Origin of the sequence: Bradyrhizobium sp. 199, from assembly GCF_023073355.1 — a bacterium.
Lineage (GTDB): Bacteria > Pseudomonadota > Alphaproteobacteria > Rhizobiales > Xanthobacteraceae > Bradyrhizobium.
Window position 1 is genome coordinate 2154698 of sequence record NZ_JADPJI010000005.1, and the last position, 26858, is coordinate 2181555.

Here is a 26858-nt window from a genome sequence, read left to right on the forward strand (position 1 = left end):
CTCTAGATTGCTTCACTGCACAATGGCGGAAGAGCGCGCGGCTTATAGTCCTGCGCTCCCGGCATAGCCTAGCCCGATTTCGGAGCTTAGCCATGCATTTTCGCATGGCTGCGGCAGTTGCGTCCTAGATGGTAACCTGGGTTCCGACTTCAACCACCCGGCCGGTGGGTATTTGGAAGTAGTCCGTGGCGTCGTTGGCAGACCGGCTGAGCGCAATGAACAGATGGTCCTGCCACAGCGGCATGCCCGACTGCGCCGACGCTTTCAGCGACCTGCGCGACACGAAGAACGATGTGGACATGATGTCGAACTGCCAGCCCTGCTTGCGCGCGATGGCGAGCGCCTTGGGCACGTTCGGCTGCTCCATGAAGCCGAAGCGCAGACGGACCTTGGAGAACTTGTCGCTGATCTTCTCCATGCGGAACCGCTCCGACAGATCGACGCGCGGCGTATGCGCGGTCTCGATGGTCAGAACCACGTTGTGCTCGTGCAGCACCTTGTTGTGCTTGAGGTTATGCAGCAGCGCGGTCGGCACGAACGAGGGATCGCTGGTCAGGAACACCGCGGTGCCCTTGACGATGTGCGGCGGCCGCTTCTCGAGGCTCCGGATCAGGTCGTCCAGCGGCACCTCGATCCGGCGCGTCTTCTGGACCAGGATTCCGGAGCCCTTCCGCCAGGTCCAGATCGTCCCTGCCATGACCACGCCGAACAGCAGAGGCACCCAGGCGCCCTCGAGCAGCTTCAAGAGATTGGCGCTGAAGAAGCTCAGATCGACGACGACGAAGGGCACGATCACGGCTGCAGCGGTGGCGGCGCGCCAGTTCCACAGTTTCCAGATCACGACGAAGCCCATGATGCCGTCGGCGACCATGGTGGTGGAGACCGCGATGCCGTAGGCCGAGGCCAGATTGCTGGGGGTGTGAAACAGCAGGACCAGCAGCATCACGCCGATCAGCAGCAGGCGGTTCACCCGCGGAAGATAGATCTGGCCGGCATGGGTCTCCGAGGTGTAGCGGACCTCGAAACGCGGCAGCAGGCCGAGCTGCACTGCCTGATAGACCAGCGAATAGGCGCCGGTGATCACTGCCTGGCTCGCGATCACGGTCGCGGCCGTCGCAAGTCCGACCAGCGGCAAGACAAAATTCTCGGGCACCATGCGGTAGAACGAGTGCTCGATCGCGCTGGGGTCCGACAGCACCAGCGCGCCCTGCCCGAAATAGTTGATCAAGAGCGCGGGAAGCACGAAGAACATCCAGGCCAATTGGATCGGCTTGCGGCCGAAATGGCCGAGATCGGCATAGAGCGCCTCGCCCCCTGTCACCGCCAGGAACACCGCGCCGAGCGTCACAAGGCCGATCGTGCCGTGCGACAGCAGGAAGTGCACCGCGTAATAGGGATTGATCGCCGCCAGCACGGAGGGATCGTCGGCGATGTGGACGGCCCCCATCACCGCGATGACGGTGAACCAGACCACCATCACCGGTCCGAAGGCCGAGGCGACCAGTGCGGTCCCCTTGCTCTGGACCGCGAACAGCAGCACCAGGATGAGCACGGTGAGCGGCACCACGTAATGCTCGAGCGCAGGAGCTGCGAGCTTCAGGCCTTCGACCGCCGACAGCACCGAGATCGCCGGCGTGATCATGGAATCGCCGATGAACATGGAGGCGCCGACCACGCCGAGCGCGAGCAGAATCCAGCTTCGCCGCCCGAGCGCGCGCTGGCCGAGAGCCATCAGAGAAAGCGTGCCGCCCTCCCCGTTATTGTCGGCGCGCAGCAGCAGCAGGACGTATTTGGCGGTGACGACGATTAGCAGCGCCCACAGGATCAGCGAGAGCACGCCCAGCACGATGACCCGCGAGACCGGCTCGCCATGGGCGGCGCCCTTGACAGCCTCGTGGAAGGCATACAGCGGCGAGGTGCCGATATCGCCGAAGACGACGCCGATGCTCCCGAGGGTAAGGGCCCAAAAACCTGAGGTGACCGGTTGCCCATCCTGGGTCTCGGCCTGTGTGATGCTCGCCGTCATGAAGGTGGAAAACGCTTCTTCCCTGGAATCGATCCGGCGCCTTTCGACGCTTCCGGCGCGCCTGTCAATCGGCCCATCACCATAGCAGACGGCCAGACAGAAGCTGTGACACCGCAGCAACGTTCGTCGCCCGCGCGACGACATGCCTTTAGGTAAAATGGTAGCGCAAGAGGCCTAGGGCTTCAGATTCGGCGGCAGCGGCGGATCTTCGCGCATCAGGGTGATGGTCACGCGCCGGTTGGCCGCGAGCGAAGGATCATCCGGAAACAGCGGCTGGGTGTCCGCCTTTCCGGAAACGGCGAAGATGTGCGACGGCGGCAGGCCCTCGCGTTCGAGAATCTGACGCACGGCATTGGCGCGGTCGGCCGACAGGTCGAAGGCGCCGTACTCGCTGCGGGACGGCACGAAGCCGGCCGCGGTGTGGCCGGCGATGGAGACGCGAAGGGGCGTCGCCTTGAGCGGGATCGCGAGCTTCTCGACCAGGCGGCGGGTGCGCTCGTAGGGCACCTTGGAGCCGTCGGCGAACATCGAGCGGCCGTCCTGATCGACGATCTCCAGGTTGAGACCCTGCTTGGTCTCCTCGAACATGATGTGCTTGGACATCTCGGTCAGCTCCGGCATGTCCTGCAACGCCTGGCGCAGCGACGCCGCGGCGAGCGCGAAATTGCGATCGACCTTGATCTTGGCGCCAGACGTCTTTTCGCGATCCTCCTGGTCCGGCGTCGGTGTGTTCGACGCCTCCTCGGGCTGGATGTGATCGACGTTCTTCAGCCGCGCGCGCGTCGGCAGGCCGTCGGATTCGATGATGCCGGCGTAACGCGCCTCGCTCTGGACGCCGAAGGCCTCGCGCATTGAGCCTGCGACGATCTTCAGCTTGTTGGCGTCCTGGGTGGAGAACGCGACCAGCATCACGAAAAACGCCAGCAGCAAGGCCATGAGATCGGCAAACGTCACGAACCAGCCATGGCCGCCGTGTGCTTCCTCGCGCTTCTTCTTTGCCATCGCTCAGATCCCGGCGTCCGCCGTTACGCCGGAACCGGCTCGCCTTCGGCGTGACGGTGCTTCTCGGGCAGATAGGCCAGCAGCATTTCGCGCACGAGCGTCGGGCTCTTGGAGTCGCGGATCATCAAGATGCCGTCGATGATCAGCGTACGATTGGTCTCCTCGTCGATCAGCTTGCCATGCAGCTTGTCGGCGATCGGCAGGCAGATCAGGTTCGCGACCAGAGCACCGTAAAGAGTGGCCAGCAGGGCGGTCGCCATGAACGGGCCGAGCTTCGAGGGATCCGACATGTTCGAAAACATCTGCACCATGCCGATCAGGGTCCCGATCATGCCGAATGCAGGCGCGCAGTCGCCGACGGCGCGGTAGATCTTGCTGCCTTCGTTGAGATGCAGCAGGAAGTTGTCGCGGTCGCGTTCCAAATTGTCTCTGATGAAATCGAGGTCGTAGCCGTCGGCGACGTAGCGAATGCCTTTGGCGAGGAACGGCTCGTCGGTCTCGACCTTCTCCAACCCCACCGGGCCCTGCTTGCGGGCGATCTCGGCGATGCGGGCGAGTTCGTCGACCAGATCGTGAGCCGACAGCCGGCTCATCGTGAAGGCGAATTTCATGCCGAGGGGCAGGCCGTGCATCAGCACCGAGAGCGGAAAGCGGATCATGGTCGCTGCTGCCGAGCCGCCGAAAATGATGATCATCGCATGCTCCGAGATGAACATGTGCAGATCGCCGCCCATCAGCACCATGGCCACAATAACGGCCAAGCCGCCCAAAAGCCCGACGGTCGTCATGATATCCATGGGAGACTCCAGCGCTTACGCAACAACGGCCGTCCTGGCCGCTGGCGCGGCCCGACCCCGAACCGCATCGGAAACCCTAGAGCGCCGCCCTTAAAGCCGCGTAAAGGTTAAGTTGAGCCGGCGCGCCAGACCGGCGCAGCGCACCGGGAGCAAGCCGGCCTTGCCGACTGCCGACACGAATTTCAACACTTTGCTAACCATGATTGCGGCGCGGCGGCGCGATGAATGCACTGCGTTGAGTTGAACAGCGCGAGAAGGTTTGCTTGTCTTGGATGGCGCGCTGCGGCCCTGCGCCACGGGCGAGACGAAGGACGATCTGCTATTCTGCGCCCCTCGGCATGCTCCATCGCCGGGAGCGATTTGCAATGTTGACGCTGTTCAGTCTTCTCACCGCGCTGCCTGCGGTGTTGGCGCTCCACCTGCTCGAGCCGGAGCTCGTTCTGCCGGCCTTCAGCCTTGCGCTCTTTGCCGAGGCCGTCTTCGCAGTGATCGCAGCACGCTTGATTCACCTGCCGGACAATGCGGAGGACATCACGCTGTGGGACCTTGCAGGCGGCTTCACCCTGATCGGATGCGCCGCCGCGGTGTTTGGCGAGCCGGATCAGGCCGCGCTGTTTCTGACCGAACAGGGCAGCCTACGGCCGGCGTCGCGGCCGTAGGCCGTGGAGTCGCGTCAGTGAATTTCCGCCGAGCGCTTGAGCGCAGCCTTCAGCTTCTCCAGCGAGAAGTCGGGACTGCGGGCGATCTCCAGGATCGGCGTCTCGCGGCGGCCACAGAGCTCGGCGGCCTCGGGGAGCTTTGCGGCGACGTCGAGCGGGATCACAATCGCACCGTGCAGGTCGGCATGAATCAGATCGTCCGATTTCACGGTCATGCCGGCAACGCGCACCTCGCCGCCAAAGCTTTCCGCATGCACCCAGGCATGCGAGGGGCCAATCGAGCCTGCCAGCGCCTGGAAGCCGGGGGCCCATTGCGGGATGTCGCGGATCGAGCCGTCGGTGATGACACCGAGGCAGCCGAGCGCCTTGTGCACATTGCTCTGCACCTCGCCCCAGAACGCGCCGTAGCCGACATCAGGACCATCGATGTCCTGGATCACCGAGATGCGCGGGCCATGGCCGGTGCCGACATATTCGTAATATTCGATGCGGCGCCTGGACTGCTCTTCCGCCGGCAGCGAAGATTTCAGCACCGAGCGGATCGCAACCGTGCGGGCATAGCCGACGATCGGCGGCAAATCGGGGAACGGGCAGACCAATTGCTTGGTGGTGTACCCGATCAGCCGGCGCTCGGGTGCCACGATCTCCATGGCATTGCAGATCGTCGGCGTGTCATAGCGGCCCAGCGCTTCGAGGACGGAAGCGGGCAGCGGCCCGGTCGTGGATTTGGTCACGGCGTTCTCTCCCAGATTGGCGGTCGCTGTTGTCGCGATGCCGCCGGCACAGGGCGATATAGCCGAGATCAGGTCTCAACCCAACTCAGCGCACCTTCATGGCAGATATCCGCGAAAAAGCTCAGTGCAGCCGTCCGGGCCGATCGTCATCCGGTGGCGGCTCCGACAAATTCGTCAGCGTCGGCGCCGAAGGCGGCGATGAAACCTCGCCTCCTGATGGCGCCGTGGCTTCCGTCGCGCGCCCCTGGTCGCGGTAGGATTTGTAGCCGAGCGGCAGGCAGAGCAGATACAGCACCGTGCCGATCGACAGCACGTGCCAGGGATAGGCGATCAGCAGTGCGATGAAAACGATCACGGCGACGAAAGCCGGCAGCACCAGCTCCGGCGGTACGCGCATGCGCTTGGTCTTGCCGGAGAACACCGGCAAGCGCGACACCATCAGGAAGGCGATCAGGAGCGTATAGGCCGCCGTCACCACCGCGGGCGTGCGGCCGAGATCGAGGAACGCGACGTAGATCGGCAGCAGCACGGTGATCGCACCGGCCGGCGCCGGCACGCCGGTGAAGAAATTGGCGGCGAAGGCCGGCTTGTTGGGATCGTCCATGGTGGCGTTGAAGCGCGCCAGGCGCAGGCCGCCGGAGATCGCGAACACCATGGCGGCGATCCAGCCGGCATTGCCGAGCTCGTGCAGCTGCCAGAAATACAGCATCAGACCGGGCGCCACGCCGAAATTGACGAAGTCGGCGAGGCTGTCGAGCTCCGCGCCGAATTTTGACTGGCCCTTGATCATGCGGGCGATGCGGCCGTCGATGCCGTCGAGCGCTGCCGCGAACACGATGGCGTAGACGGCGAGCGACATCCGTCCCTCGATCGACAACCGGATCGAGGTCAGGCCGGCGCAGATCGCCAGCAGCGTGATGACGTTCGGCACCAGCATCCGCACCGGAATCGGACGGAACCGCCGGCGGCGCGTATCGGGATCTTTGAAGTCATAGGGCGTCATGGCTGTCCTCACCTCAAGGCGAGATATAGCAAGCCGCGCCCCCCTGCGCCATTGCGGCGGAAGGCCGTCCTGGACCGCCTTCCTGGACCGCCTTATTGGTTAATTGGCGCGGTAGGTACGGCTGAGATCCTCGCCGGCAAGATCGGCCAAAATCGTCTCGCCCGCGATGGCGATCTGCCCTTCCGAGACCAGCGCCTTGGTGCCAACGGGAAGATAAACGTCGAGCCGCGAGCCGAAGCGGATCAGCCCGAACCGCTCGCCGGCGCCGATCGCCTGGCCCTCCCTGACGAAGCAGACGATCCGCTTGGCGACGAGCCCTGCGATCTGGACCACGCCGATCCGCGCCGTCGGCGTCGAGATCACCAGCGAATTGCGCTCATTGTCATCGCTGGCCTTGTCGAGCTCGGCATTGATGAAGAGGCCGGGGCGGTAGGCGATGCGGTCCACCCTGCCCGCGACGGGAGCGCGGTTCACGTGGCAATTGAACACGCTCATGAACACCGAGATGCGTGGCAACGGCCGGTCGCCGAGCCCGAGCTCGGCCGGCGGCAACGCCATGGTGATCATCGAGACGCGGCCGTCGGCCGGCGACACCACGAGCCCCTCGCGCACCGGCGTCACGCGCACGGGATCGCGGAAGAATAGCGCGCACCACACGGTCAGGATCGTGCCGATCCAGCCCAGAGGCGACCACAGCCAGAACAGGATCAGGCTTGCCAGCGCAAAGGCGCCGATGAAGGGATAGCCCTCCTTGTGGATCGGTGGGATCTGACGCTGGATCGAATCGAGAATGGACATCGCTATCTGCCGGTCGGAGTGAATGGCGCGGGTCATCGCGCGGGCTTGTTTAGGCCAGAGTTGGGACCTGAGACAAGCTCACTCCGCCGCCGCAGGCGCGGTCAGGGCGTCACTGACCGCCGGCGGCTCCCGGTTGGGGGCCTCGCCGCTGTCGGCCATCTTGGCGAGTTTCTCGCGCGCCGCCTCGGCCTCGCGCTGCCTGTTCCACATGCTGGCATAGAGGCCGCCATGCGCGAGCAGCTTGGCGTGGGTCCCGCGCTCGGCGATGCGGCCCTGATCCAGCACGATGATTTCATCGGCCCCGACGATGGTCGAAAGCCGGTGCGCGATCACAAGCGAGGTGCGGTTCTTCGCCACCCGTTCCAGCGCGCCCTGGATCTCATGCTCGGTGTGGGTGTCGAGCGCCGAGGTGGCCTCGTCCAGCACCAGGATCGGCGGCGCCTTCAGCACGGTGCGCGCGATCGCGACGCGCTGCTTCTCCCCGCCGGACAGTTTGAGCCCGCGCTCGCCGACCTGGGTCTCGTAACCCTTCGGCGACATGCGGATGAAATGGTCGATCTGCGCCAGCCGCGCCGCCTCCTCGACCTCGGCGTCACTGGCGTCCCAGCGGCCGTAGCGGATGTTATAGCGGATGGTGTCGTTGAACAGCACCGTGTCCTGCGGCACCATGCCGATCGAGGCCCGAAGTGAATCCTGCGTCACCGCACGGATGTCCTGGCCGTCGATCAGGATCTTGCCGCCGGAGACGTCGTAGAGGCGAAACAGGAGGCGCGAGATGGTCGACTTGCCTGCGCCCGACGGGCCGACGATGGCGACGGTCTTGCCGGCCGGCACCTCGAAGCTGATGCCCTTGAGGATCGGGCGCGTCGGCTCGTAGGCAAAGCGCACGTCCTCGAAGCGCACGGTGCCGGCGGAGACGACCAGCGGCTTGGCATCGGGCGCGTCCTTGATCTCGGCCTCGCGGCCCAGCACATTGAACATCTTCTCGATGTCGATGATCGCCTGCTTGATCTCGCGATAGACCATGCCCATGAAATTCAGGGGCTGGTAGAGCTGAATCATCATGGCGTTGACCAGCACGAAATCGCCGACCGTGTTGGTGCCGTTGCGCACGCCGATCGCGCACATCAGCATGGTCGCGGTCAGCCCGAGCGTGAAGATCACGGCTTGCCCGGTGTTGAGAACGGCGAGCGACGTATAGGAGTGGACGCTTGACTCCTCGTAGCGCGCGACCGAGCGGTCGTAACGCTGCGCCTCGCGCGCCTCGGCGCTGAAATATTTGACGGTTTCGTAATTGAGCAGCGAGTCGATCGCCTTGGTGTTGGCCTCGGTATCGGAATCGTTCATCTTGCGGCGGATGCCGATCCGCCACTCGGTCGCGATGTAGGTGTAGTACATGTAGACCGCGACCGTGATTAGCGTGGCGACCACATAGCGCCAGTCGAACTGCCAGAGCAGCACGGCCATCAGCAGCGAGACCTCGACGATGGTCGGGATCAGCTGCAGGATCACCATGCGCACGATGACCTCGATGCCCTCGCGGCCGCGCTCGAGCACGCGCGTCAGACCGCCGGTCTTGCGCTCGAGGTGGAAGCGCAGCGACAGCTCATGCATGTGGATGAAGGTGATGGTGGCGAGCTTGCGCACCGCATGCATGGCGACGCGCGCAAACAGACCGTCGCGCCACTGCGTCAGCAGCGCCATCAAGATGCGCATCGTGCCGTAGCTCACGGTCAGCAGCAATGGCGAGGCGATCACCCAGAGGTGCCAATTGTCAGCCTGCACTGGCGCCGTATTGGCGCCGGTCAGCGCGTCCGTCGCCCATTTGAAGCTGAACGGCACTGTCAGCGTGATCAGCTTGGCTGCGAGTAGCAGCACCATCGACCACACCACGCGCATCTTCAGGTCGAAGCGGTCGCCCGGCCAGATATAGGGCCACAGATGCGCCAGCGTGCCCATCAACGTGGCCCGCTCCGCCGGCCCGCCGGGAGGATTAGGAACGTCGGCGCCGTCGAACGATTGAGGTTGGTCCATCAAAAAGCCTGAAAGCCCGCCGGATGCGGGTGTCACTGCGATAACGATTTTCGCATGTCATATAGAGCCTTCCCGATGTCCGCGCACCCCGCCAGATGGCGAATCTTCGATTGTCTGTCGCCATTTACCGGTAGATTTCCGGGAGTATCGAATCACCGATTGGGCTTGACGCCTCTTCGCTGCAATGCATCATGGTATCAATGAGCACGATCAAAACCGTCTGTGTCTATTGCGGCTCCGGCCCAGGAACCAATCCCAACTTCATCGAAGCGGCGAAGGCGCTCGGCAAGGCGCTGGCGGACAGCAAAATCCGCCTCGTTTATGGCGGCGGCTCGCTCGGCCTGATGGGGGCGGTCGCAACCTCCGTACTGGATCACGGCGGCACCGTCACCGGCATCATCCCCGACTTCCTGCGGATGCGCGAGAACGCGCTCACGCGCGTTCAGGAGATGGTCGTCACGCCGGACATGCACGAGCGCAAGCGGCTGATGTTCGAGCGCTCCGATGCCTTCGTCGCCTTGCCCGGAGGGCTCGGCACGCTCGAAGAGCTGGTCGAGCAACTGACCTGGCAGCAACTCGGCCGTCACGCCAAACCCGTGCTGCTCGCCAATATCGACGGCTTCTGGGAGCCGCTTTTTTCTCTGGTAGCTCACATGCGCCAAACCCAGTTCATCCGCGCTGGTCTTTCCGTCGACATCCTGAAGGCGGACAAGGTCGAGGAAATCGTGCCACGGCTCCGAGCCGCGGCTGCGCAGATTGCCGACGGCCAACGCGATCTCGCGCCGGAAGTGGCACGCAAGCTGTAACGTTCTACGTTTTGAGGATGATGGTTTCGGAAAACCGCTGCACAGTTTTCCGGATCATGCTCTACTCTGCCGGAAACGTCACCGCCTCGATGCGGTTGCCGTCGGGATCGACCACGAAGGCCGCGTAGTAGCGCACGCGATCGTGCGGGCGGATGCCGGGCGCGCCGTCGGAGGCCCCGCCTGCCGCAAGAGCGGCGGCATGAAACGCATCGACCTCACCAGTCGTCTTCGCCCGCAGGCAGATGTGGACGCCGCTCTCCGCCAGCACGCGCGGCATGCGCTCGCGCAGATTGATCCAGAACTCGGGATAGGCCTTGCCGAATCCGACCGTCCGCGGCCGTGTGACGAGGCGTGTGAGGCCGAGGGTCGCGAGCGTGGCCTCGTAGAACCTTGCGGCGCGCTCGATATCACTGACGCCGACGGAGATGTGGTCGATCATTGGTGTGCTCCTCTCCTCATCATTGCGAGCGAAGCGAAGCAATCCAGAATCTCGCCGCAGAGGCAGCCTGGATTGCTTCGTCGCTTCGCTCCTCGCAATGACGGCACTTGTAGCGCCGCCGTCCCTACGCGGGCGCCCCCGACTTCACGAGCTTGTAGATCACCGAATCCATCAGCGCCTGGAACGAGGCGTCGATAATGTTCGGAGAGACGCCGACCGTGGTCCAGCTGTCGCCGTTCTCGTCCTCGCTCTCGATCAGGACGCGCGTGACCGCGCCGGTGCCGCCGTTGAGGATGCGCACGCGGTAGTCGATCAGCTTCAAGCCCTCGATGTATTTCTGGTACTTGCCGAGGTCCTTGCGCAGCGCCACGTCGAGCGCGTTGACGGGCCCGTTGCCTTCAGCCGCCGAGATCAGGTGCTCGCCGGCGACGTCGACCTTCACGACCGCGAGCGCCACGGTGACGCGCTCGCCGTGCGAATTGTAGCGCTGTTCGACATTGACGTCGAACTGCTCGACCTCGAAATAATGCGGCACCTTGCCGAGCGTGCGGCGCGCCAGGAGCTCGAACGAAGCGTTGGCGGACTCATAGGCGTAGCCCTCCGCCTCACGCTCCTTCAATTCCTCGACGAGGCGCGTCAGCTTCGGATCGCTCTTCTCGTAAGGAATGCCGGCACGGTCGAGCTCGGCGATGACGTTGGAACGCCCGGCCTGGTCGGAGACCAGCACCTTGCGGTGGTTGCCGACGCTCTCCGGCAGCACGTGTTCATAGGTCTGCGGGTCCTTCAACACCGCAGACGCATGGATGCCGGTCTTGGTGACGAAGGCGCTCTCGCCGACGTAAGCCGCATGCCGGTTCGGCACGCGGTTGAGCATGTCGTCGAGGGTGCGCGAGACCTTGACCAGGGTTGCCAGCTTCGCGGCGGTGACACCGATCTCGAAAGCGTCGGCAAAATCCTTCTTCAATTTCAGCGTCGGGATCAGCGAGCAGAGGTTGGCGTTGCCGCAGCGCTCACCGAGGCCGTTCAGCGTGCCCTGGACCTGCCGGGCGCCGGCGCGCACCGCGGCGAGCGAGTTGGCCACGGCCTGCTCGGTATCGTTATGGGCGTGAATGCCGACGTGATCGCCGGGGATGTGCCTGGTCACATCGGTGACGATGTTCTCGACCTCATCAGGCATGGTGCCGCCATTGGTGTCGCACAGCACCACCCAGCGCGCGCCGGCATCATAAGCGGCCTTGGCGCAGGCGAGCGCAAAGCTGGCATCCTCCTTGTAGCCGTCGAAGAAATGCTCGCAGTCGAGCATGACCTCGCGGCCCGCGGCCTTTGCCGCCGCGACGCTGTCCCGGATCGAGGCGAGGTTCTCCTCCTTCGTCGTCTCCAGCGCCACGCGCACCTGATAGGCCGACGCCTTCGCCACGAAGCAGATCGCATCGGCCTTCGCTTCCAGCAGCCCGGCGACACCAGGATCGTTCGAGACCGAGCGGCCGGCCCGCCGCGTCATACCGAAGGCGGTAAAGCGCGCATGATTGAGCCTGGGCTTGGTCGCAAAAAACGCGGTGTCGGTCGGATTGGCACCGGGATAGCCGCCCTCGACATAATCGATGCCGAGATCGTCGAGCATCGCCGCGATGACCTGCTTGTCCTCAAGCGTAAAGTCGACGCCATTGGTCTGCGCGCCGTCGCGCAGCGTGGTGTCGAACAGATAAAGGCGCTCCTTGCTCATTGCCCCGCTCCGAGCGTCTTCTTCATAGTGGTGTTGGCGAGCCACTCGTCATTGACGGTGACGCTGTTGCGCTGCATGGCGACATAGCCGCGCTTCGCGAAGAAGCCCTGCGCGTTGTCGCTGGCGTCGACCGTCAGCTTGTCGGCGCCGCGGCCGCCCGCGAGCTTTTCCAGCGCATCGACGAGCATGGTCGCAAGGCCCTGCCCGGCCACGGCCGGATGCACATAGAGCATGCGGATATGATCCTTGCCGCGCAGCGAGGCAAAGCCCACCGGCGATCCCTCCAGCGTTGCGATCAGCGTAAGGTCGGAAGCGAGCCGCTTGCCGAACTCTTCGCCTTCCGCCGCCTCCATCCAGGCCTGCTGCTGCGCCTCACTATAATCGTCGCCGGTCAGCTCTTCGATGCTGGCGGTGAAGATCGCGGCGAGCACCGGCACGTCATCAGGAAGGAACGGCCGCAGACCGGGCTTCGGGTGTGCTTGTGCCATCCTCTTCACCACATCCCATAGAGCTTGAGCACGATCGCCACGGCGCCCGCGAGCAGCGCGATCTTCAGCGCGATGTAATAGAGCCAGTGCCGCGGGAAAGGCGTGTCGGGCCGCTTCATCGCGCAACCTCCCACGTCGTTCCTGCCTTGGAATCCTTGATCGCAACGCCCATCGCGGCAAGGAGATCGCGGATACGATCGGACTCCGCAAAATCCTTGCGCGTGCGCGCCGCCGTCCGCTCCGAGATCAGGCGCTCGACCTCCTTGGCATCGACACCGCTCGCCTGCTGCTTGCGGCTTTCCCACTGCCCGGCACTCTCGGAAAGGAAGCCGAGCAGCCGCAACGAGCCCGCCAGAGCACCGGCATCGCCGCCACGCAGGCTGTGCAGCGCCGCGATCGCCAGCGGCGTGTTGAGATCGTCGAGCAGCGGCTCGACCACGGACGCTGCCGGCTTCGCGGGCTCGACGTCTGCTGCAACGCGATACCAGTCGTCGAGCGTCTTGGCGCTCTCTTCCAGCGATTTCATGGTCCAGTCGATCGGCGAGCGGTAGTGCGTCTTCAGCATGTTCAGGCGCAGCACCTCGCCAGGCCAATCCCTCAGCAGCTCATGGATGGTGATGAAGTTGCCGACGCTCTTCGACATCTTCTCGCTCTCGACCTGGAGGAAGCCGTTGTGCATCCAGTAGTTCGCCATGCGCTGCTGGTGGAAGGCGCAGCAGGTCTGCGCGACCTCGTTCTCGTGATGCGGAAACACGAGATCAATGCCACCGCCATGGATGTCAAAATGCTCGCCGAGGTGCTTCCAGGCCATGGCCGAGCACTCGATGTGCCAGCCCGGACGCCCCTCAGCCTTGATGCCGGCCGGCGCCGGCCATGACGGCTCGCCGGGCTTGGACGGCTTCCACAGCACGAAATCGGTGTTGCCCTTCTTGTAGGGCGCAACATCGACGCGGGCGCCGGCAACCATCTCGTCCAGCGACCGATTGGACAACGCGCCGTAGCGCGGCAAGTCGGAATTGGCGGCGTTCATCGCCTGCGGCGAGAACAACACGTGATCCTCGGCGACATAGGCAAAGCCGCCCTTGACCAGTCGTTCGATGATCTCGCGCATCTCGCCGATATGCTCGGTGGCGCGCGGCTCCACGCTCGGCCGCAGTGCGCCGAGCGCATCGACGTCGGCATGAAACTGCTTGCCGGTCTCCTCGGTAACCTTCCGGATCGCCTCGTTCAACGGCAGGCCGGGGAAATCGCGCGCGGCGCGGTCGTTGATCTTGTCGTCGACGTCAGTGATGTTGCGGACATATTTGACGTGCGCCTCGCCATAGAGGTGGCGCAGCAGCCGAAACAGCACGTCGAACACGATCACCGGCCGCGCATTGCCGATGTGGGCGAAGTCATAGACGGTCGGTCCGCAGACATACATGCGGACGTTGTTCGCATCGAGCGGCACGAAGGGGCGCTTTTCCCGGCTCAACGTATCGTAAAGGCGCAATTCCATATGGATACCCGTCGGCTGTTGGCCGGGCGTCCAAGGCTCTCAATGTGTTTGAGAAAAGACGGCTCCAGCCAGCGAATCGCTAGCTAATAATCGCGCGGCAAATGGCGCAAATGGCGAGGAGACCGTTCATGCGGAACATATGGGCTATGAGGAGCCCTGGCGTCAAGAGAGCCGCGAAATGCCCTTTTGATCTCCGCAAAGCGCGCTGCTCGTCATGATGGTTCATGATCCCCTAACCATTTGAGCCCATTTTGGAACCGGCGGTTCCCTTTTTGCCACCGGTGCTTTTCATGCGATTTTTGCCCGCGCTCCTTTCCGGCGCCTTCGTCTTTGCGGCTTCCAGCGCCCTCGCCGAGAGCCGCGTCTTCATCATCGCCAACCAGCCGGACGGCTACGGCATCGACCAGTGCCTGGCCAGGAGCGACAAATGCGGCGCCTCCGCCGCCCGCACCTACTGCCAGTCGCGAGATTTTGCCCAGGCATCAAGTTACCGCCGGGTCGATCCCGACGAAATTACCGGCTCTGTCCCCAAATCCGGCGCAAATTGCTCCCATGGCCATTGCGACGAATTTGTCGCAATCACCTGCCAGCGCTGAATTTGCTCGGAGCTGGCGTAGCTTAGGCCCGGTGCTTTGGCACCGAAACGACGTGACGATGCCGCAGGAAGCGGCTATGGGAGGGCGCGCTTTCGGCCCTCCAAAGTCATGCCGGGCCGTGACCTCGCTAGAATGGCGGATATGCCTGAATTTTTGTCCCTGTCCCGTGCCCGCTTCCTCCTTGCCTGCACCGTGCTCTTGAGCACCGTCGTGCTCGCCACTGGCGCTTTCGCTCAGGCTGGTCCGCCCGGACCGCCGCCCCAGCCCGGCCAGAACGGGCTCGGACCCAATCCGATGTGCGTGCGGCTGGAAGGCCAGCTCGCCGCGCTCGATCGTGGCGGCGGTGGTGACCCCGCGCGTGAGGAGCAGATCCGCCGCTACCAGGACTCCCAGGCCAAGCAGCAGGCCGAGCTCGACCGCGTCACCATGCAAGCCAAGCGCATGGGCTGCGATTCCTCCGGCTTCTTCTCGTTGTTCAACGGCCAGTCGGCCCAATGCGGCCCGGTCAACACCCAGATCCAGCAGATGCGCGCCAATCTGGACCAGATCACCGGCAATCTCGAGCGCCTGCGCGGCGGTGGTCCCGGCGGCTTCAGCCCGGAACGCGACAATCAGCGCCGCTCGGTGCTTGCGGCGCTGGCGCAGAACAATTGCGGCCCGCAATACGCCAACGGCGCGCAATCGCAAGGCGGCGGCAACTTCCTCAGCAATCTGTTCGGCGGCAACAACGCGGGCAATCCGCAAGGCGTGCCGCCCTCCGATCTCGGGCCGCCATCCGGCACCTACCGCACCGTGTGCGTGCGCACCTGCGACGGCGCTTATTTCCCGGTCTCGTTTGCCACGGTGCCGGCGCGCTTCCCCGACGACGAGAAGACCTGCAAGGCGCTCTGCCCGGCCGCGGAAGCCGTGCTCTACACCCATCGCAATCCCGGCGAAGACATGAACTCCGCGGTCTCGATCGGCGGCCAGCCCTACACGGCGCTCCCGACCGCGTTCAAATTCCGCAGCGAGTTCAACCCGTCCTGCTCCTGCAAGGCCGCAGGACAGACCTGGGCGGACGCCCTGAAGTCCGCGGACGACAAGGCGTCGGCCGAGCAGCAGGGCGATATCATCGTCACAGAGGAGAGCGCCAAGAAGATGCAGCAGCAGCGGCTCAACAAGGGCACGCCTGCGAATGCCAAGAAGGGCGCAGCTCCCGCGCCGACGACAGCGAATGCACCGGCTGCGACACCGCCCGCGGACGCAGGCACCACGGCCAACTCCGAGAACAAGCCGATCCGTTCGGTTGGCCCGAGCTTCCTGCCGCAGCAGCAGAAGTAGTTTCTGCATCGCGCCCACCGGCGGTGTTCCTTCTCCCCTTGCGGGAGAAGGTGGCGCGAAGCGCCGGATGAGGAGTTCTATCCGCGCTCACTTGTGTACATGAGTCCGCGGAGAGAACCCCTCACCCGACTGAGTTCGTTTCGACGGCAGTGCTGCCCTCTCCCGCAAGGGGCGAGGGCACAATAGCACCCCTCTCGCTCGCGGATCCGGAAGTAATCGCAAAAGCCAGCCTGCCCTACCCCTCGAACGCGTCGATCGACGCTTTGCTCCCGCGCGACACCAGCGTCTCGTCCGGGGCGGCGAGCTGCTCGCCCTTGTCGCGAAAACGGTTGGTGATGGGATAGCGGCGGTCGCGGCCGAAATTCCTGGGTGTCACCTTCACGCCGGGCGCGGCCTGGCGGCGCTTGTATTCGGCGACGTTGAGCAGATGGTCGATGCGGATGACCGTCTCGCGATCGAAGCCGGCGGCGATGATCTGATCCAGCGGCTGCTCGCGCTCGACAAGTCGCTCCAGGATGGCATCGAGTACCTCGTAAGCCGGCAGCGAGTCCTGGTCCGTCTGGTTCTCGCGCAGCTCCGCGCTCGGCGGCCGCGTGATGATGTCGGGCGGAATCACCTCGCCGGCCGGTCCGAGCGCGCCGTCGGGCTTCCAGGAATTGCGCAAGCTCGCCAGCCGAAACACCTGCGTCTTGTAGATATCCTTGATCGGGTTGAAGCCGCCATTCATGTCGCCATAGAGCGTGGCGTAGCCGACCGACATTTCCGACTTGTTGCCTGTCGTCACCACCATCAGTCCGGTCTTGTTGGAGATCGCCATCAGCAGCGTACCGCGGGTGCGGGCCTGGAGGTTTTCCTCGGTGATATCAGGCGGCAGATTCTTGAAGAGGCCTGAGAGGATGGTCTCGAACCCGCTCACGGCTTCCGCGATCGGCAAGACCTCGTAGCGGATGCCGAGATGGCCGGCGAGCTCGCCGGCGTCCGCAATCGAGCTTGCCGCGGTGTAGCGGTAAGGCAGCATCACGCCGTGCACCTGATCGGCACCGAGCGCATCGACCGCGATCGCCGCGCACAGCGCGGAATCGATGCCGCCGGAGATACCGAGCAGCACGCCGGGAAAGCCGTTCTTGGCGACATAGTCGCGCAAGCCCAGCACGCATGCGGCGTAATCGGCCTTGTCGCCCTCGATCTGCTCTGCAATGGGCCCCGCGCAACGCCAATCATCGCCATTCCGGGTAAAGCGCAGTGTGACGATGCTCTCTTCAAATGCCGGCAGTTGCGCCGCCAGCGAGAGGTCCCCGTTGAGCGCGAACGAGGCGCCGTCGAACACCAGCTCGTCCTGGCCGCAGACCTGGTTGAGATACACCAGCGGAAGCCCGCTCTCGGTCACGCGCGCCACGGCGACGGACAGGCGCACTTCGTTCTTGTCGCGGGCGTAAGGAGAGCCGTTCGGGACCAGAATGATCTCGGCGCCGGTCTCGGCCAGCGTCTCGACCACGTTCTCGTAGTCCGCGGACTCCTCCAGCCAGATGTCCTCGCAAATCGGCACACCGATGCGCACGCCGCGCACGGTCACGGGACCAGCGGCAGGGCCGCGTGCAAACAGCCGCTTCTCGTCGAACACGCCGTAGTTCGGCAGATTGCACTTGAAGCGCAAGCTCGCGATCCGGCCGCCATCGAGCAGCGCGCAGGCATTGTAGAGCTTGCCGTTCTCGACCCAGGGGGTGCCGACCAGCATGGCCGGGCCGCCATCGGCAGTCTCGCGCGCCAGCGCCTCGATCGCGGCGCGGCAGGCCGCCTGGAAGGCCGGCTTCTGCACGAGGTCTTCCGGCGGATAGCCTGTGATGTACAATTCCGGAAACAGCACGAGATCGGCGCCGTCGGCGATAGCTCGCGCGCGCGCCGAGCGTGCCTTGGCAGCGTTGCCCTCGATGTCGCCCATGGTCGGATTGAGCTGGGCGAGCGTGACCGCGAATGCGTTGAGACGTTCGGTCATGGCGCTCCGATCCCCAAGCTAGAGGAACCCCAGGCTAGAGGAACCCCAGCCGCTCGATAATGGCGATAATCCAGAAGGCGCCGGCCATCAACAGCGCCACGCCGACAGCGGCCGAGCCCATGTCCTTGACCCGGCCGATCTGCTTGTCGTGGTCCATAGTCAGGCGGTCGGCGAGTTTTTCGATCGACGTGTTGAGCAGTTCGACCGTCAGCACGAAGGCGACGGCACAGACCAGTTCGACGGCCCGCATCGCGGTCGCGCCAACGAGCCAGGCGAGCGGCACCGACAGCAGGAGCGCAAAGATCTCCTCGCGGATGGCCTGCTCCGATCGAAACGCAAAGGCCAGACCGTTACGGGAATTGATCGTGGCCTTCCAGATCCGCAGCAAGGTCTTAAAGCCCCGCTGCGACCGGCATCGGCTTGGGCTTGCCGGCGCGCTCCTGCTTGAGGAGCTCCGCGACCAGGAACGCCATGTCGATGGATTGCTCGGCATTGAGGCGGGGATCGCAGACCGTGTGGTAGCGGTCGTTGAGGTCCTCGTCCGTAATCGCGCGGGCGCCCCCGAGGCATTCGGTGACGTCCTGACCGGTCATCTCCAGATGCACGCCGCCGGCATGGGTGCCTTCGGCAGCGTGGACCGCAAAGAACGACTTCACTTCCGACAGGATGCGGTCAAACGGCCGGGTCTTGTAGCCCGACGTCGAGGTGATGGTGTTGCCGTGCATGGGATCGCAGGACCAGACCACCACCCGGCCTTCGCGCTTCACGGCGCGGACCATGTTCGGCAGATGCTCGCCGACCTTGTCCGAGCCGAAGCGGCCGATCAGCGTCAGCCGGCCCGGCTCATTGTCGGGATTGAGCACGTCGATCAGCTTCAGCAATTCGTCCGTCTTGAGCGACGGCCCGCACTTGAGCCCGATCGGATTCTTGATGCCGCGGAAATATTCGATATGGCCGTGATCGAGCTGGCGGGTGCGATCGCCGATCCAGATCATGTGGCCCGAAGTCGCGTACCAGTCGCCCGTGGTGGAATCGACGCGCGTCATGGCCTGCTCGTAGCCGAGCAGCAGCGCCTCGTGGCTGGTGTAGAAATCGGTGGCACGCAGCTCGGGATGAGCCTCGAGATCGAGGCCGCAGGCGCGCATGAAGTTCAGCGCGTCCGAAATGCGGTCGGCCAATTCCTTGTAGCGGCGGGACTGCGGCGAATCCTTCAGGAAGCCGAGCATCCATTGATGCACGCTGCCGAGATTGGCGTAGCCGCCGGTGGCGAAGGCGCGCAGCAGGTTCAGCGTCGCGGCCGACTGGCGATAGGCCATCAGCTGGCGCTGCGGATCCGGCACGCGCGCTTCCTTGGTGAAGGCGATGTCGTTGACGATGTCGCCACGATAGCTCGGCAACTCGATGCCATCAATCTTCTCGGTCGGTGACGACCGCGGCTTTGCGAACTGGCCGGCGACGCGGCCGACCTTCACCACCGGCACCGCGCCGGCATAGGTCAGCACCACCGCCATCTGCAGCAGCACGCGGAAGAAATCGCGGATGTTGTTGGCGCCGTGCTCGGCAAAGCTCTCGGCACAGTCGCCGCCCTGGAGCAGGAACGCTTCGCCCGCCGCAACGCGGCCCAGGGCCTTCTTCAGATTGCGCGCCTCGCCCGCGAACACCAGCGGCGGAAAGGTCGCAAGCTGCGCCTCGACGTCGGCCAGGACCTTGGCGTCGGGATAGTCGGGCACCTGGAGCACCGGCTTGCTGCGCCAGGACTCGGGCGTCCACCGCTCGGACATCGCAATCTCTCCGTGAAGCAAAAAGTGCAACCTGATCTGTGGGTTGCGAGGGCCGCCTTATACACAGGCTGGCCCCGCCCCGCCAGTTGTAAATCCATTCGGCCCTGCAAACCCTTGCGGGGAAAGCCAAATTCGCATTTGCTGGGCGGGCGAGGAAATTGGCAGGATACCTTGCGCCCATGGATGCGGCACTGGACGACGTTTTCATCGACGAGATCAGCTTCCCGGCGACCGACGGGTATGCGCTGACCGGCACCCTGTTCCTGCCGCGCGGCACCAAGCGCCATGCGGTGCTGATCAATTCGGCCACCGCCGTCCCGCGCAAAATCTACCGCGGCTTTGCCTCCTATCTCGCCCATCGCGGCTGTGCGGTCCTGACCTACGACTATCGCGGCATCGGCGATTCCCGGCTGCCGGCGATGGTCGGCTACAACCAGCCGAAATCCCTGGTCGGGTTCAAGGCATCGATGTCGGACTGGGCCGCGCTCGACGTCACCGCGGCGGTGCGTTGGATGCGTGAGCGGTATCATGGGCTGGAGCTCGCCTATGTCGGCCATTCCTTCGGCGGCCAGGCCCTGGGGCTGATCGCGAACAACACGGACATCTCACGCGCCGCATTCGTGGCCTCGCAGGCCGCGACCTGGCGGCTGATGAGCTCGCCGGAAAAATATCGCGTCTTCGCCTTCATGAACTTTGTCGGCGTGCCGCTGGTCCACGCGCTCGGTTATGCGCCGGGTTGGGCCGGCGTCGGCGAGGATTTGCCCAAGGGCGTTTTCCTGCAATGGGCCGAGTGGGTCTCGAACCCCCGCTATCTCTTCGATTCAAAACTGCCGGCGCTGGAGAATTTCGCGCACTTCAAGGGCGAGCTGCGGGCGCTGTGCTTCTCCGACGATCCCTGGGCGACGCGGCCGGCGGTCGAGCTGCTCACGAGCGGGTTCACTGCGATCAAGCCGGAGGTGCTCAACGTCAAGCCGTCCGATGTCGGCGCCAAGGCGATTGGCCATTTCGGCTTCTTCCGCCCCGATCACCGCGACACGCTGTGGCGCGGCGTCGCGGAGTGGATTCAGGGCGAGTGAGGCCTCAGCGAATGATCGTCGTCAAAGACGAGTAGCGCTTGTTCGGCTTGGCTTCACCCGGCGCGAATTGCGCAAAGGCATCGTTGACGCGGACCGCCGGCGGCGTGCTGCTCGCAAAGCGGAATTCCTTCGGCCGCGGCGCGTAGAAGCTGGCGCGGTAATAGGCGTCGTCGAAGCGTGCCTCGCCGACCCCGAACAATGCGTCGCAAACGAACAGGAGCGCGTAGACTCCCGCGACCGCAGCGACGACCTCCTTGAGAACAGACATTCTGATGCCCCCTTTTGCGGAAGCATGCACGCCGGTTCCAAAGCCCTGGTTTAAGAGCGCGCGGTTCTTGTCCGCAGGGTTTGCCGCCGCTGAGCGGATTGCGGACAATTTTATCAATCCGCGCTCAGCCGTGTCCGGCCTGGTTGCGCTGGCCGCTCTCACTGAGGCGGTCGACCCAGGCGATGCCGATTGCGGAGACGATGAAGGTCAGGTGGATCAGCACCTGCCACATCACGCCAGTCTCCGTGAAATTGCTGCGCGTGGTGCCGAGATTACCGGCCTCGATGAAAGTCCTGAGCAGCGAGATCGAGGAAATGCCGATGATCGCCATCGCGAGCTTGATCTTGAGCACGCTGGCATTGACATGGCTCAGCCATTCCGGCTCGTCAGGATGGCCGGTCAGGTTCAGGCGGGAGACGAAGGTCTCGTAGCCGCCGACAATGACCATGATCAAAAGGTTCGAGATCATGACGACGTCGATCAGCCCGAGCACGACCAGCATGATCTGCTGCTCGCTGGCGTCGAACGAGTGCGCAACCAGGTGCCAGAGCTCTTTCAGGAACAGCAGCACATAGACGGCCTGCGCGACGATCAGGCCGATATAGAGCGGCACTTGCAGCCAACGCGAGCCAAAGATGAGCTGGGCGAAGAGGCCGAGGCGCGGCGGCACGGCCTCCGCCGAAGGTGCTTTGGGTTCGGACGTCATGAATCACTCCGGAATGCGGGAAGAGCTGTCGCGTCAGAGACTCGCGATGACGGGAGCGAGTTCCACCGAGCCCCGATAGATCATCTCGAACGCGACGTAAATGATGATGGCGAGACCGACATAGGCGATCCAGCGCTGTTTCTGGAGCACGCGACCGAGCAGATCGGCGGCGATGCCCATCATTGCGACCGACAGCAACAGGCCGAAAGCGAGGATGTAGGGATGCTCGCGCGCTGCGCCCGCGACCGCGAGCACGTTGTCGAGCGACATCGAAACGTCGGCGGCGACGATCTGCACCGCCGCCTGGCCGAAGGTCTTCTGCTGCACGGGAGCAGCACCCGCGCCCGCATGGCCGAATGCGAGCTGCTTCGAATGCGCGGACTGCTCGCGCAGCTCGCGCCACATCTTCCAGCACACCCAGAGCAGCAGCACGCCGCCTGCGAGCAACAGGCCGATCACCTGCAGGAGTTGGGTTGCGACGCCGGCGAAGACGATGCGGAGCACAGTGGCGGCGGCGATGCCGACGATGATGGCCCGGCGACGCTGCTCGGCCGGCAGCCCCGCAGCGGCAAGGCCGATAACCACGGCGTTGTCGCCGGCGAGCACGAGGTCGATCAGGATGACCTGAAGCAGCGCGGTCAGGGCCTCGGAGGTGATGAATTCAGTCATGAGGGATCATTTTTTCGGTACAGACGGATCGAGCCAATGGGGCTTCTTCCGCTCGACCCAGTCCAGGACTTTCGAACGTGAGGAACGCAGCGCAGGCACGTCTTCGGCAAGCAGCGCAAGGCCGAGCGGCAGCATCCAAACGCCGAGAATCGGCAGGAAGGAAAGCACGCCGCCGACGATGAGCAGCGCGCCCGAGGGAATCCGCACCCAGCGGCTTGACGGTTTGAGCAGATAGGTGACGGTGTCACCCACGCGCGGCGGCAGTCGATCGACGAGCTTGTCGAGGCGCGGGTCACCACCGGCCATCTCGCTGGCGCGGCCCGCAACCTCCTTCGTAGGCTCGTTCGATGCTGCCCTCATGCTTACTCCTCTGTGGCCATGTGCCGTTCAGTGCGCCCCCTATCCGACACGACCGGCTTTGCGCGCGGCAGCACCAGGGTCAGCAAGCGCAACAATTTGATCGCCTGCACTTCATGGGGATGGACGTCCTCATCCGCCGCAGCAACGCGCTCCGACAGCTCCATCAGATGGGACGAGAGCGGCAGATTTGAAACCGGCCGCAGCGTGTCGATCACGACATTGGCAAAATCCGGTTCCTCGAGCCGTTCGGCGAGTTCATCGAACATCGCATAGAGCCGTTCATCCGGAATGTGCGGCGCCAGCTTGCGATCCCTGATGAAACGGATCACCTCGTCACGCTCGACCGGCGAAACGCGCCGGTCGGCAACCGCAACCAGCGCACCCACGATCACCAAGGCGACCGCAGCCTGCTCGTTCAGGCTGGACGGTTCCGTGATCTCGATCTCGATCGTATCTGTAGATTTGGCGGCAGACATCGTTGCTCCCTTAACTTGCGAAATGACCGCACGGAGCTGCGATGGAGGACGAATGGTCGGAGGGAACGAACAGGGGCCCGACGATCGGCCAATCCATCGCATTCGCGCGGGACAGGTCATCCGACATCACGAGGTTTGCCGACATTGTCGGCGTCCTCGCCAGAGGGGCCCGGATTCTTGTTCGCTCCAGACATAGCGGCGGGTCTGTCGGAATCAAGGCGGCACCACTGCGACCAGCCGCCGCATCGGTTCCAGGTTGGCGGATTTGGTTAAACGTTCGTGCGAGGCCCGACCAGATGCGCACGCGACGGCGCAGGATCGAAACCCGCCGCCTTGCGTCTCGTGCGTCACCAATCCGTCGCGAAATTCCATGATGCTTACAAGTAGGACGGCACCCCGTCATAGGTCAGTACGAACTCGCTCACCCAGAGATCGCCGCCACCGACGATACGCCGGACCGTGAAGGTCTTCTTGTTCGGCTGCAGGAGGCGGCTCTCCTGAATGTTCCTGCGCCGCGGATCCGCTCGCCCGATTGCGAATAGTCGAGTAACGCGTCATCGCGACAGACGTCATGCTCGGCCTCGAAATCATCCGCGTCCGAAGCACAGTCACCGACGCACCAGATCCGCTCGACGCACCCGCAGACGGAAACGTCCTGATCTGTTGCTCACGGCCAAAAGGCGACGTCGTGGTGGATCTGTAAAGGTATCCTCACGCATCCAACGACAAGGGAGACTCAAATGCGACCTGACATAGTGCCGGGAGTGACATTTCCTGATTACGAGCTCAGCGACCACACCGGCAAGTACCGGAAGCTCGCAGAGCTTCAGGGCAGCGACCCGATGGTGCTCGTCCTCGGCCGCGGCGGATTCTGTCGGAAGGATCGCCGCCAGACCGAAGGGCTGGTTCAGCTCTATCGGGAGATGGAGGTCGGCTATTGCCGACTGGTCACGATCACCACCGACGACATCACCCAGACCAATGAATATCGCAGCGGCGCAGGCGCGCACTGGCCTTTCCTGTCGGACTCACGCCGCATTGTTCAGAAGGACCTCGACATCGCCGAATACACCGATCCCGTCCACAATCCGATGATCCCGCATGTCATCGTGCTGGAGCCCCGCCTCGTCGTTCACAAGATCTACAACGGCTATTGGTTCTTCGGACGCCCCACGATCGAAGAGCTGCGCCAGGACCTCAGGGCCGTCAGCATGAAGTGCCGTCCGGACTGGGACATCACCATACCCGGGCTCAAGGCACTCTGGGACCAGGAGCGCAGGGAGCATTTCTATCCCTACGGCAAGCCCTACGCCGAAACTCTCGGCGAAAGGCAGTAGCGGCGCGAACGTGGCACCCACCTCGTCGGGAACGCAGATCAGGCAGATTTGTTAGTGCACCTCAAGACATGTTCCCGACAGGAACCTTATGTGCCGCTGGATCGCATACCGAGGCGAGACCACCTCGTTTGAACCTTACGTCACCGAGCCCGAGCATTCGCTGGTCGCACAGAGCATTCGCTCGCTGCAATCCACGGCGGGCTCGAACGGTGATGGCTTTGGTCTGGGCTGGTACGGCGAGCATCCGGAACCGGGCCTTTATCGCGAGACGCGACCGGCGTGGTCGGACGAGAACCTGCGCTATCTTTGCCGCCATCTGCGCTCGCATCTGTTCTTCGCGCATGTGCGCGCCGCCACCGGCACGGCGGTGACGCGGCAGAATTGCCATCCCTTTGCCTGCGGCCACTGGATGTTCATGCACAACGGATTCGTCGGGAGCTGGAATCGGCTGCGGCGCAAGGTCGAGGCGCTGATTCCCGATGCTTTTTATCCATCGCGGCTGGGCACGACCGATTCGGAAGCCGTGTTCCTGGCAATGATGGGGGCCGGCCTCGACGCCGACCCGCTCGGCGCGACGCGACGCGTGCTGCAAGCCCTCGTCGGTCTCGTCAATGAAGGCCAGCTCCGTGAACGGCTGCGCTTCACCAGCGCGATCGCCAACGGCCACGATCTCTACGCCTTCCGTGTTGCGGTCAACGACGCCGCGAACACACTCTATTTCCGTGAGGACGCCGGTCAGGTCATCGTCGTGTCCGAACCGTTCGACAAGGAATCGGACTGGACCGAAGTGCCGCCGAATCACGCGCTGATCGCGCGGGCATCTGAAAGCGTGAGGATTGTTCCGTTCGACGCGACAATTTGCGGTAGCGCCGAGAAGGAACCCGCCCCTGCCAGAAGGATTAGTGCCCGCAGGTGACCTTTTGCCGGTGGGACATGAAATTTACTTCAGACGTTGTGAAACTTCTTCGACTGGATCCCTCCGACGACAAGCAGCACCTCGTGATTCGCTCCGCTGGCCGTGGCGGCAAGGCAGCTGAATATTCCTTCGGCATCGAGGAGGAGTATTTCCTGGCCGACCGGCGCAGCTTCGAAGTCGCGATCCAGACGCCCAACGAGCTGTTCGAATCGGCGAACTGGTCGACTGGCGGCCAGGCCATGCGCGAGATGCTGCAATCCCAGCTCGAAGTCGCCACCAACGTTCACGTCGATGTCAACGACGCCCGCGAAGAGCTTCGCTTCCTGCGGCGCGAAGTCGCGAACGTCGCCGCGCAATATGGCTTCGTGATCATGGCCTGCGGCACACACCCGACGGCGGTCTGGCGCATGTCGCAGCCGAGCCCGAAGCCGCGCTATGAGGACATGATCGAAGATCTGCGCAGCATCGGCCATCGCAACATGATGTGCGGCATGCATGTGCATGTCCAATTGCCCGATCCCGAGAAGCGCATGGCGGTGATGCGGGCGATGCTGCCGCATTTGCCGTTGTTCATCGCGCTGTCGGCATCCTCCCCGTTCTGGAATTCGCATAAAACGGGACTGAAGGGCTACCGGCTCGCCGCCTATTCCGAGCTGCCGCGCACCGGCCTGCCCGAATTGTTCGAGAGCAGGCAGGACTACGACGAATATGTCGGCGCTTTGCAGCGCTCCGGTGTGATTCCCGACGAGAGCCACATCTGGTGGGCGATGCGTCCTTCGATGCGGCACCCGACGCTCGAGCTTCGTGCGCCCGACACCTGCACCTTCGTCGACGACGCCGTCGCGATCGCCTCGCTCTATCGCTGCCTGACACGACACCTCTGTCTTCGGCCGCATTTGTCGAAGGAGGTCACGGTGGTCGAACGCGCCATCGCGGTGGAGAACAAATGGCGCGCCCAGCGCTACGGAACCGATTGCATCTTCGCCTCCCGCGACGGACCGGTCACGATCGCGGAGATGCTCTCCCGAATCATTGACGACACCGCCGAGGACGCTGACGCACTAGGCTGCGCCGCCGAGATCGAGCACTGCCGAACCATCGTGGATCGGGGCAGCTCGGCGGAATTCCAGCTTCGCGCGTATCGCGAAAACGGCGACGACGTCGCAGCCGTGTCACGATGGATCGCTACATCAACAATCTCAGGAACGAGCGCGCCGACCGAGCGCAGTGTCCCAGCGCCGTCATAGCGCCCGCGCAAGCTTCGCGAATGAGAACGTCATTTCTGGATTGGTACGCCGTAGAGGAAAGCATGACTGACATCGCCTGGTGCGCCGGATGCGGCCACAGCCTGGT

General features: G+C 64.0%; 27 protein-coding genes and 1 pseudogene. 8 read left to right on the top strand and 20 right to left on the bottom strand.

Translation table 11 applies throughout. The features are described from left to right. Positions 1-124 precede the first annotated feature (124 nt). From IVB28_RS19000 to IVB28_RS19010, 3 genes are all read right to left on the bottom strand, one after another. A complete protein-coding gene (locus IVB28_RS19000; protein WP_247528110.1) occupies positions 125-2026 on the bottom strand; it encodes a potassium transporter Kup in 1902 nt (633 codons plus the stop codon). Between the two features lie 174 nt (positions 2027-2200). After that, positions 2201-3028 carry a flagellar motor protein MotB gene (locus IVB28_RS19005; protein ID WP_247528111.1) on the bottom strand — a complete coding sequence of 276 codons (828 nt, stop codon included), beginning with the start codon at positions 3026-3028 and terminating at the stop codon, positions 2201-2203. 23 nt (positions 3029-3051) lie between these two features. Further along, complete coding sequence (locus IVB28_RS19010) at positions 3052-3825, bottom strand: MotA/TolQ/ExbB proton channel family protein (protein ID WP_247528112.1); 774 nt, start codon at positions 3823-3825, stop codon at positions 3052-3054. A gap of 365 nt (positions 3826-4190) precedes the next feature. Between IVB28_RS19010 and IVB28_RS19015 the strand changes: the two genes are divergently transcribed. Continuing rightward, on the top strand, positions 4191-4484 hold the full coding sequence (locus IVB28_RS19015) for a hypothetical protein (RefSeq protein ID WP_247528113.1): 294 nt from the start codon (positions 4191-4193) through the stop codon (positions 4482-4484). Positions 4485-4498: 14 nt separating this feature from the next. Here IVB28_RS19015 and IVB28_RS19020 read toward each other — a convergent pair whose 3' ends face one another. The 4 genes from IVB28_RS19020 to IVB28_RS19035 all read right to left on the bottom strand — a co-directional run bounded on the left by IVB28_RS19020 (position 4499) and on the right by IVB28_RS19035 (position 9053). Beyond that, positions 4499-5218, bottom strand: coding sequence for an RraA family protein (locus IVB28_RS19020; protein WP_247528115.1), 720 nt, complete (start codon positions 5216-5218; stop codon positions 4499-4501). A 121-nt stretch (positions 5219-5339) separates the two neighbouring features. Beyond that, positions 5340-6221 (bottom strand): phosphatidylcholine/phosphatidylserine synthase, encoded by an 882-nt coding sequence (locus IVB28_RS19025; RefSeq protein ID WP_247528117.1) that lies wholly within the window; start codon positions 6219-6221, stop codon positions 5340-5342. A gap of 99 nt (positions 6222-6320) precedes the next feature. Continuing rightward, positions 6321-7055 carry a phosphatidylserine decarboxylase gene (locus tag IVB28_RS19030; RefSeq protein ID WP_256466994.1) on the bottom strand — a complete coding sequence of 245 codons (735 nt, stop codon included), beginning with the start codon at positions 7053-7055 and terminating at the stop codon, positions 6321-6323. A gap of 42 nt (positions 7056-7097) precedes the next feature. Continuing rightward, a complete protein-coding gene (locus IVB28_RS19035; protein ID WP_247528121.1) occupies positions 7098-9053 on the bottom strand; it encodes an ABC transporter ATP-binding protein/permease in 1956 nt (651 codons plus the stop codon). Between the two features lie 200 nt (positions 9054-9253). Here IVB28_RS19035 and IVB28_RS19040 point away from each other — a divergent pair, with 200 nt between their 5' ends. Beyond that, complete coding sequence (locus IVB28_RS19040) at positions 9254-9859, top strand: TIGR00730 family Rossman fold protein (RefSeq protein ID WP_247528123.1); 606 nt, start codon at positions 9254-9256, stop codon at positions 9857-9859. 61 nt (positions 9860-9920) lie between these two features. On the opposite strand, the gene IVB28_RS19045 is transcribed toward IVB28_RS19040, so the two are convergent. From IVB28_RS19045 to cysS, 4 genes are all read right to left on the bottom strand, one after another. After that, positions 9921-10298 (bottom strand): VOC family protein, encoded by a 378-nt coding sequence (locus IVB28_RS19045; RefSeq protein WP_247528125.1) that lies wholly within the window; start codon positions 10296-10298, stop codon positions 9921-9923. Positions 10299-10422: 124 nt separating this feature from the next. Further along, positions 10423-12021 (bottom strand): citramalate synthase, encoded by a 1599-nt coding sequence (gene cimA, locus IVB28_RS19050; RefSeq protein ID WP_247528126.1) that lies wholly within the window; start codon positions 12019-12021, stop codon positions 10423-10425. Next, a complete protein-coding gene (locus IVB28_RS19055; protein WP_247528128.1) occupies positions 12018-12509 on the bottom strand; it encodes a GNAT family N-acetyltransferase in 492 nt (163 codons plus the stop codon). Before IVB28_RS19055 ends, cimA begins: the two co-directional genes overlap by 4 nt. A gap of 115 nt (positions 12510-12624) precedes the next feature. Continuing rightward, complete coding sequence (gene cysS, locus IVB28_RS19060; protein WP_247528130.1) at positions 12625-14007, bottom strand: cysteine--tRNA ligase; 1383 nt, start codon at positions 14005-14007, stop codon at positions 12625-12627. A gap of 290 nt (positions 14008-14297) precedes the next feature. On the opposite strand from cysS, the gene IVB28_RS19065 reads away from it, so the two are divergent. Then, positions 14298-14603 (top strand): hypothetical protein, encoded by a 306-nt coding sequence (locus tag IVB28_RS19065; protein ID WP_247528603.1) that lies wholly within the window; start codon positions 14298-14300, stop codon positions 14601-14603. A gap of 132 nt (positions 14604-14735) precedes the next feature. Further along, entirely contained in the window at positions 14736-15923 is a 1188-nt protein-coding gene (locus tag IVB28_RS19070; RefSeq protein WP_247528132.1) for a DUF2865 domain-containing protein, read from the top strand. Positions 15924-16158: 235 nt separating this feature from the next. Here IVB28_RS19070 and IVB28_RS19075 read toward each other — a convergent pair whose 3' ends face one another. From IVB28_RS19075 to IVB28_RS19085, 3 genes are read right to left on the bottom strand one after another with little or no spacing between them, the layout of a single operon-like run. After that, positions 16159-17916: an NAD+ synthase gene (locus tag IVB28_RS19075; protein ID WP_247528134.1), complete on the bottom strand. Its 1758-nt coding sequence runs from the start codon at positions 17914-17916 to the stop codon at positions 16159-16161. A gap of 34 nt (positions 17917-17950) precedes the next feature. After that, complete coding sequence (locus IVB28_RS19080) at positions 17951-18304, bottom strand: diacylglycerol kinase (protein WP_247528136.1); 354 nt, start codon at positions 18302-18304, stop codon at positions 17951-17953. Between the two features lie 4 nt (positions 18305-18308). Next, positions 18309-19697 carry a 3-deoxy-7-phosphoheptulonate synthase class II gene (locus IVB28_RS19085; RefSeq protein ID WP_247528137.1) on the bottom strand — a complete coding sequence of 463 codons (1389 nt, stop codon included), beginning with the start codon at positions 19695-19697 and terminating at the stop codon, positions 18309-18311. 179 nt (positions 19698-19876) lie between these two features. On the opposite strand from IVB28_RS19085, the gene IVB28_RS19090 reads away from it, so the two are divergent. Continuing rightward, a complete protein-coding gene (locus IVB28_RS19090; RefSeq protein WP_247528139.1) occupies positions 19877-20773 on the top strand; it encodes an alpha/beta fold hydrolase in 897 nt (298 codons plus the stop codon). A gap of 4 nt (positions 20774-20777) precedes the next feature. Here IVB28_RS19090 and IVB28_RS19095 read toward each other — a convergent pair whose 3' ends face one another. The 6 genes and pseudogenes from IVB28_RS19095 to IVB28_RS19120 all read right to left on the bottom strand — a co-directional run bounded on the left by IVB28_RS19095 (position 20778) and on the right by IVB28_RS19120 (position 23877). Further along, entirely contained in the window at positions 20778-21041 is a 264-nt protein-coding gene (locus IVB28_RS19095) for a hypothetical protein (RefSeq protein ID WP_247528141.1), read from the bottom strand. Between the two features lie 124 nt (positions 21042-21165). Continuing rightward, a complete protein-coding gene (locus tag IVB28_RS19100) occupies positions 21166-21747 on the bottom strand; it encodes a TIGR00645 family protein (protein ID WP_247528143.1) in 582 nt (193 codons plus the stop codon). Between the two features lie 33 nt (positions 21748-21780). Further along, positions 21781-22416 (bottom strand): TerC family protein, encoded by a 636-nt coding sequence (locus IVB28_RS19105; protein ID WP_247528144.1) that lies wholly within the window; start codon positions 22414-22416, stop codon positions 21781-21783. A 6-nt stretch (positions 22417-22422) separates the two neighbouring features. Beyond that, entirely contained in the window at positions 22423-22776 is a 354-nt protein-coding gene (locus IVB28_RS19110) for a hypothetical protein (RefSeq protein ID WP_247528145.1), read from the bottom strand. Between the two features lie 2 nt (positions 22777-22778). Beyond that, positions 22779-23252: a TerB family tellurite resistance protein gene (locus tag IVB28_RS19115; protein WP_247528146.1), complete on the bottom strand. Its 474-nt coding sequence runs from the start codon at positions 23250-23252 to the stop codon at positions 22779-22781. 269 nt (positions 23253-23521) lie between these two features. Beyond that, a pseudogene (locus IVB28_RS19120) lies at positions 23522-23877 on the bottom strand (nuclear transport factor 2 family protein). Positions 23878-23992: 115 nt separating this feature from the next. On the opposite strand from IVB28_RS19120, the gene IVB28_RS19125 reads away from it, so the two are divergent. From IVB28_RS19125 to IVB28_RS19135, 3 genes are all read left to right on the top strand, one after another. Then, the gene (locus IVB28_RS19125; RefSeq protein ID WP_247528147.1) at positions 23993-24589 is read left to right on the top strand and encodes a redoxin domain-containing protein; all 597 of its coding nucleotides are present in this window, start codon (positions 23993-23995) and stop codon (positions 24587-24589) included. Between the two features lie 88 nt (positions 24590-24677). Next, positions 24678-25505, top strand: coding sequence for a class II glutamine amidotransferase (locus tag IVB28_RS19130; RefSeq protein ID WP_247528148.1), 828 nt, complete (start codon positions 24678-24680; stop codon positions 25503-25505). A gap of 17 nt (positions 25506-25522) precedes the next feature. Further along, positions 25523-26752 (top strand): carboxylate-amine ligase, encoded by a 1230-nt coding sequence (locus tag IVB28_RS19135; RefSeq protein WP_247528149.1) that lies wholly within the window; start codon positions 25523-25525, stop codon positions 26750-26752. The last annotated feature ends 106 nt before the right edge of the window (positions 26753-26858 follow it).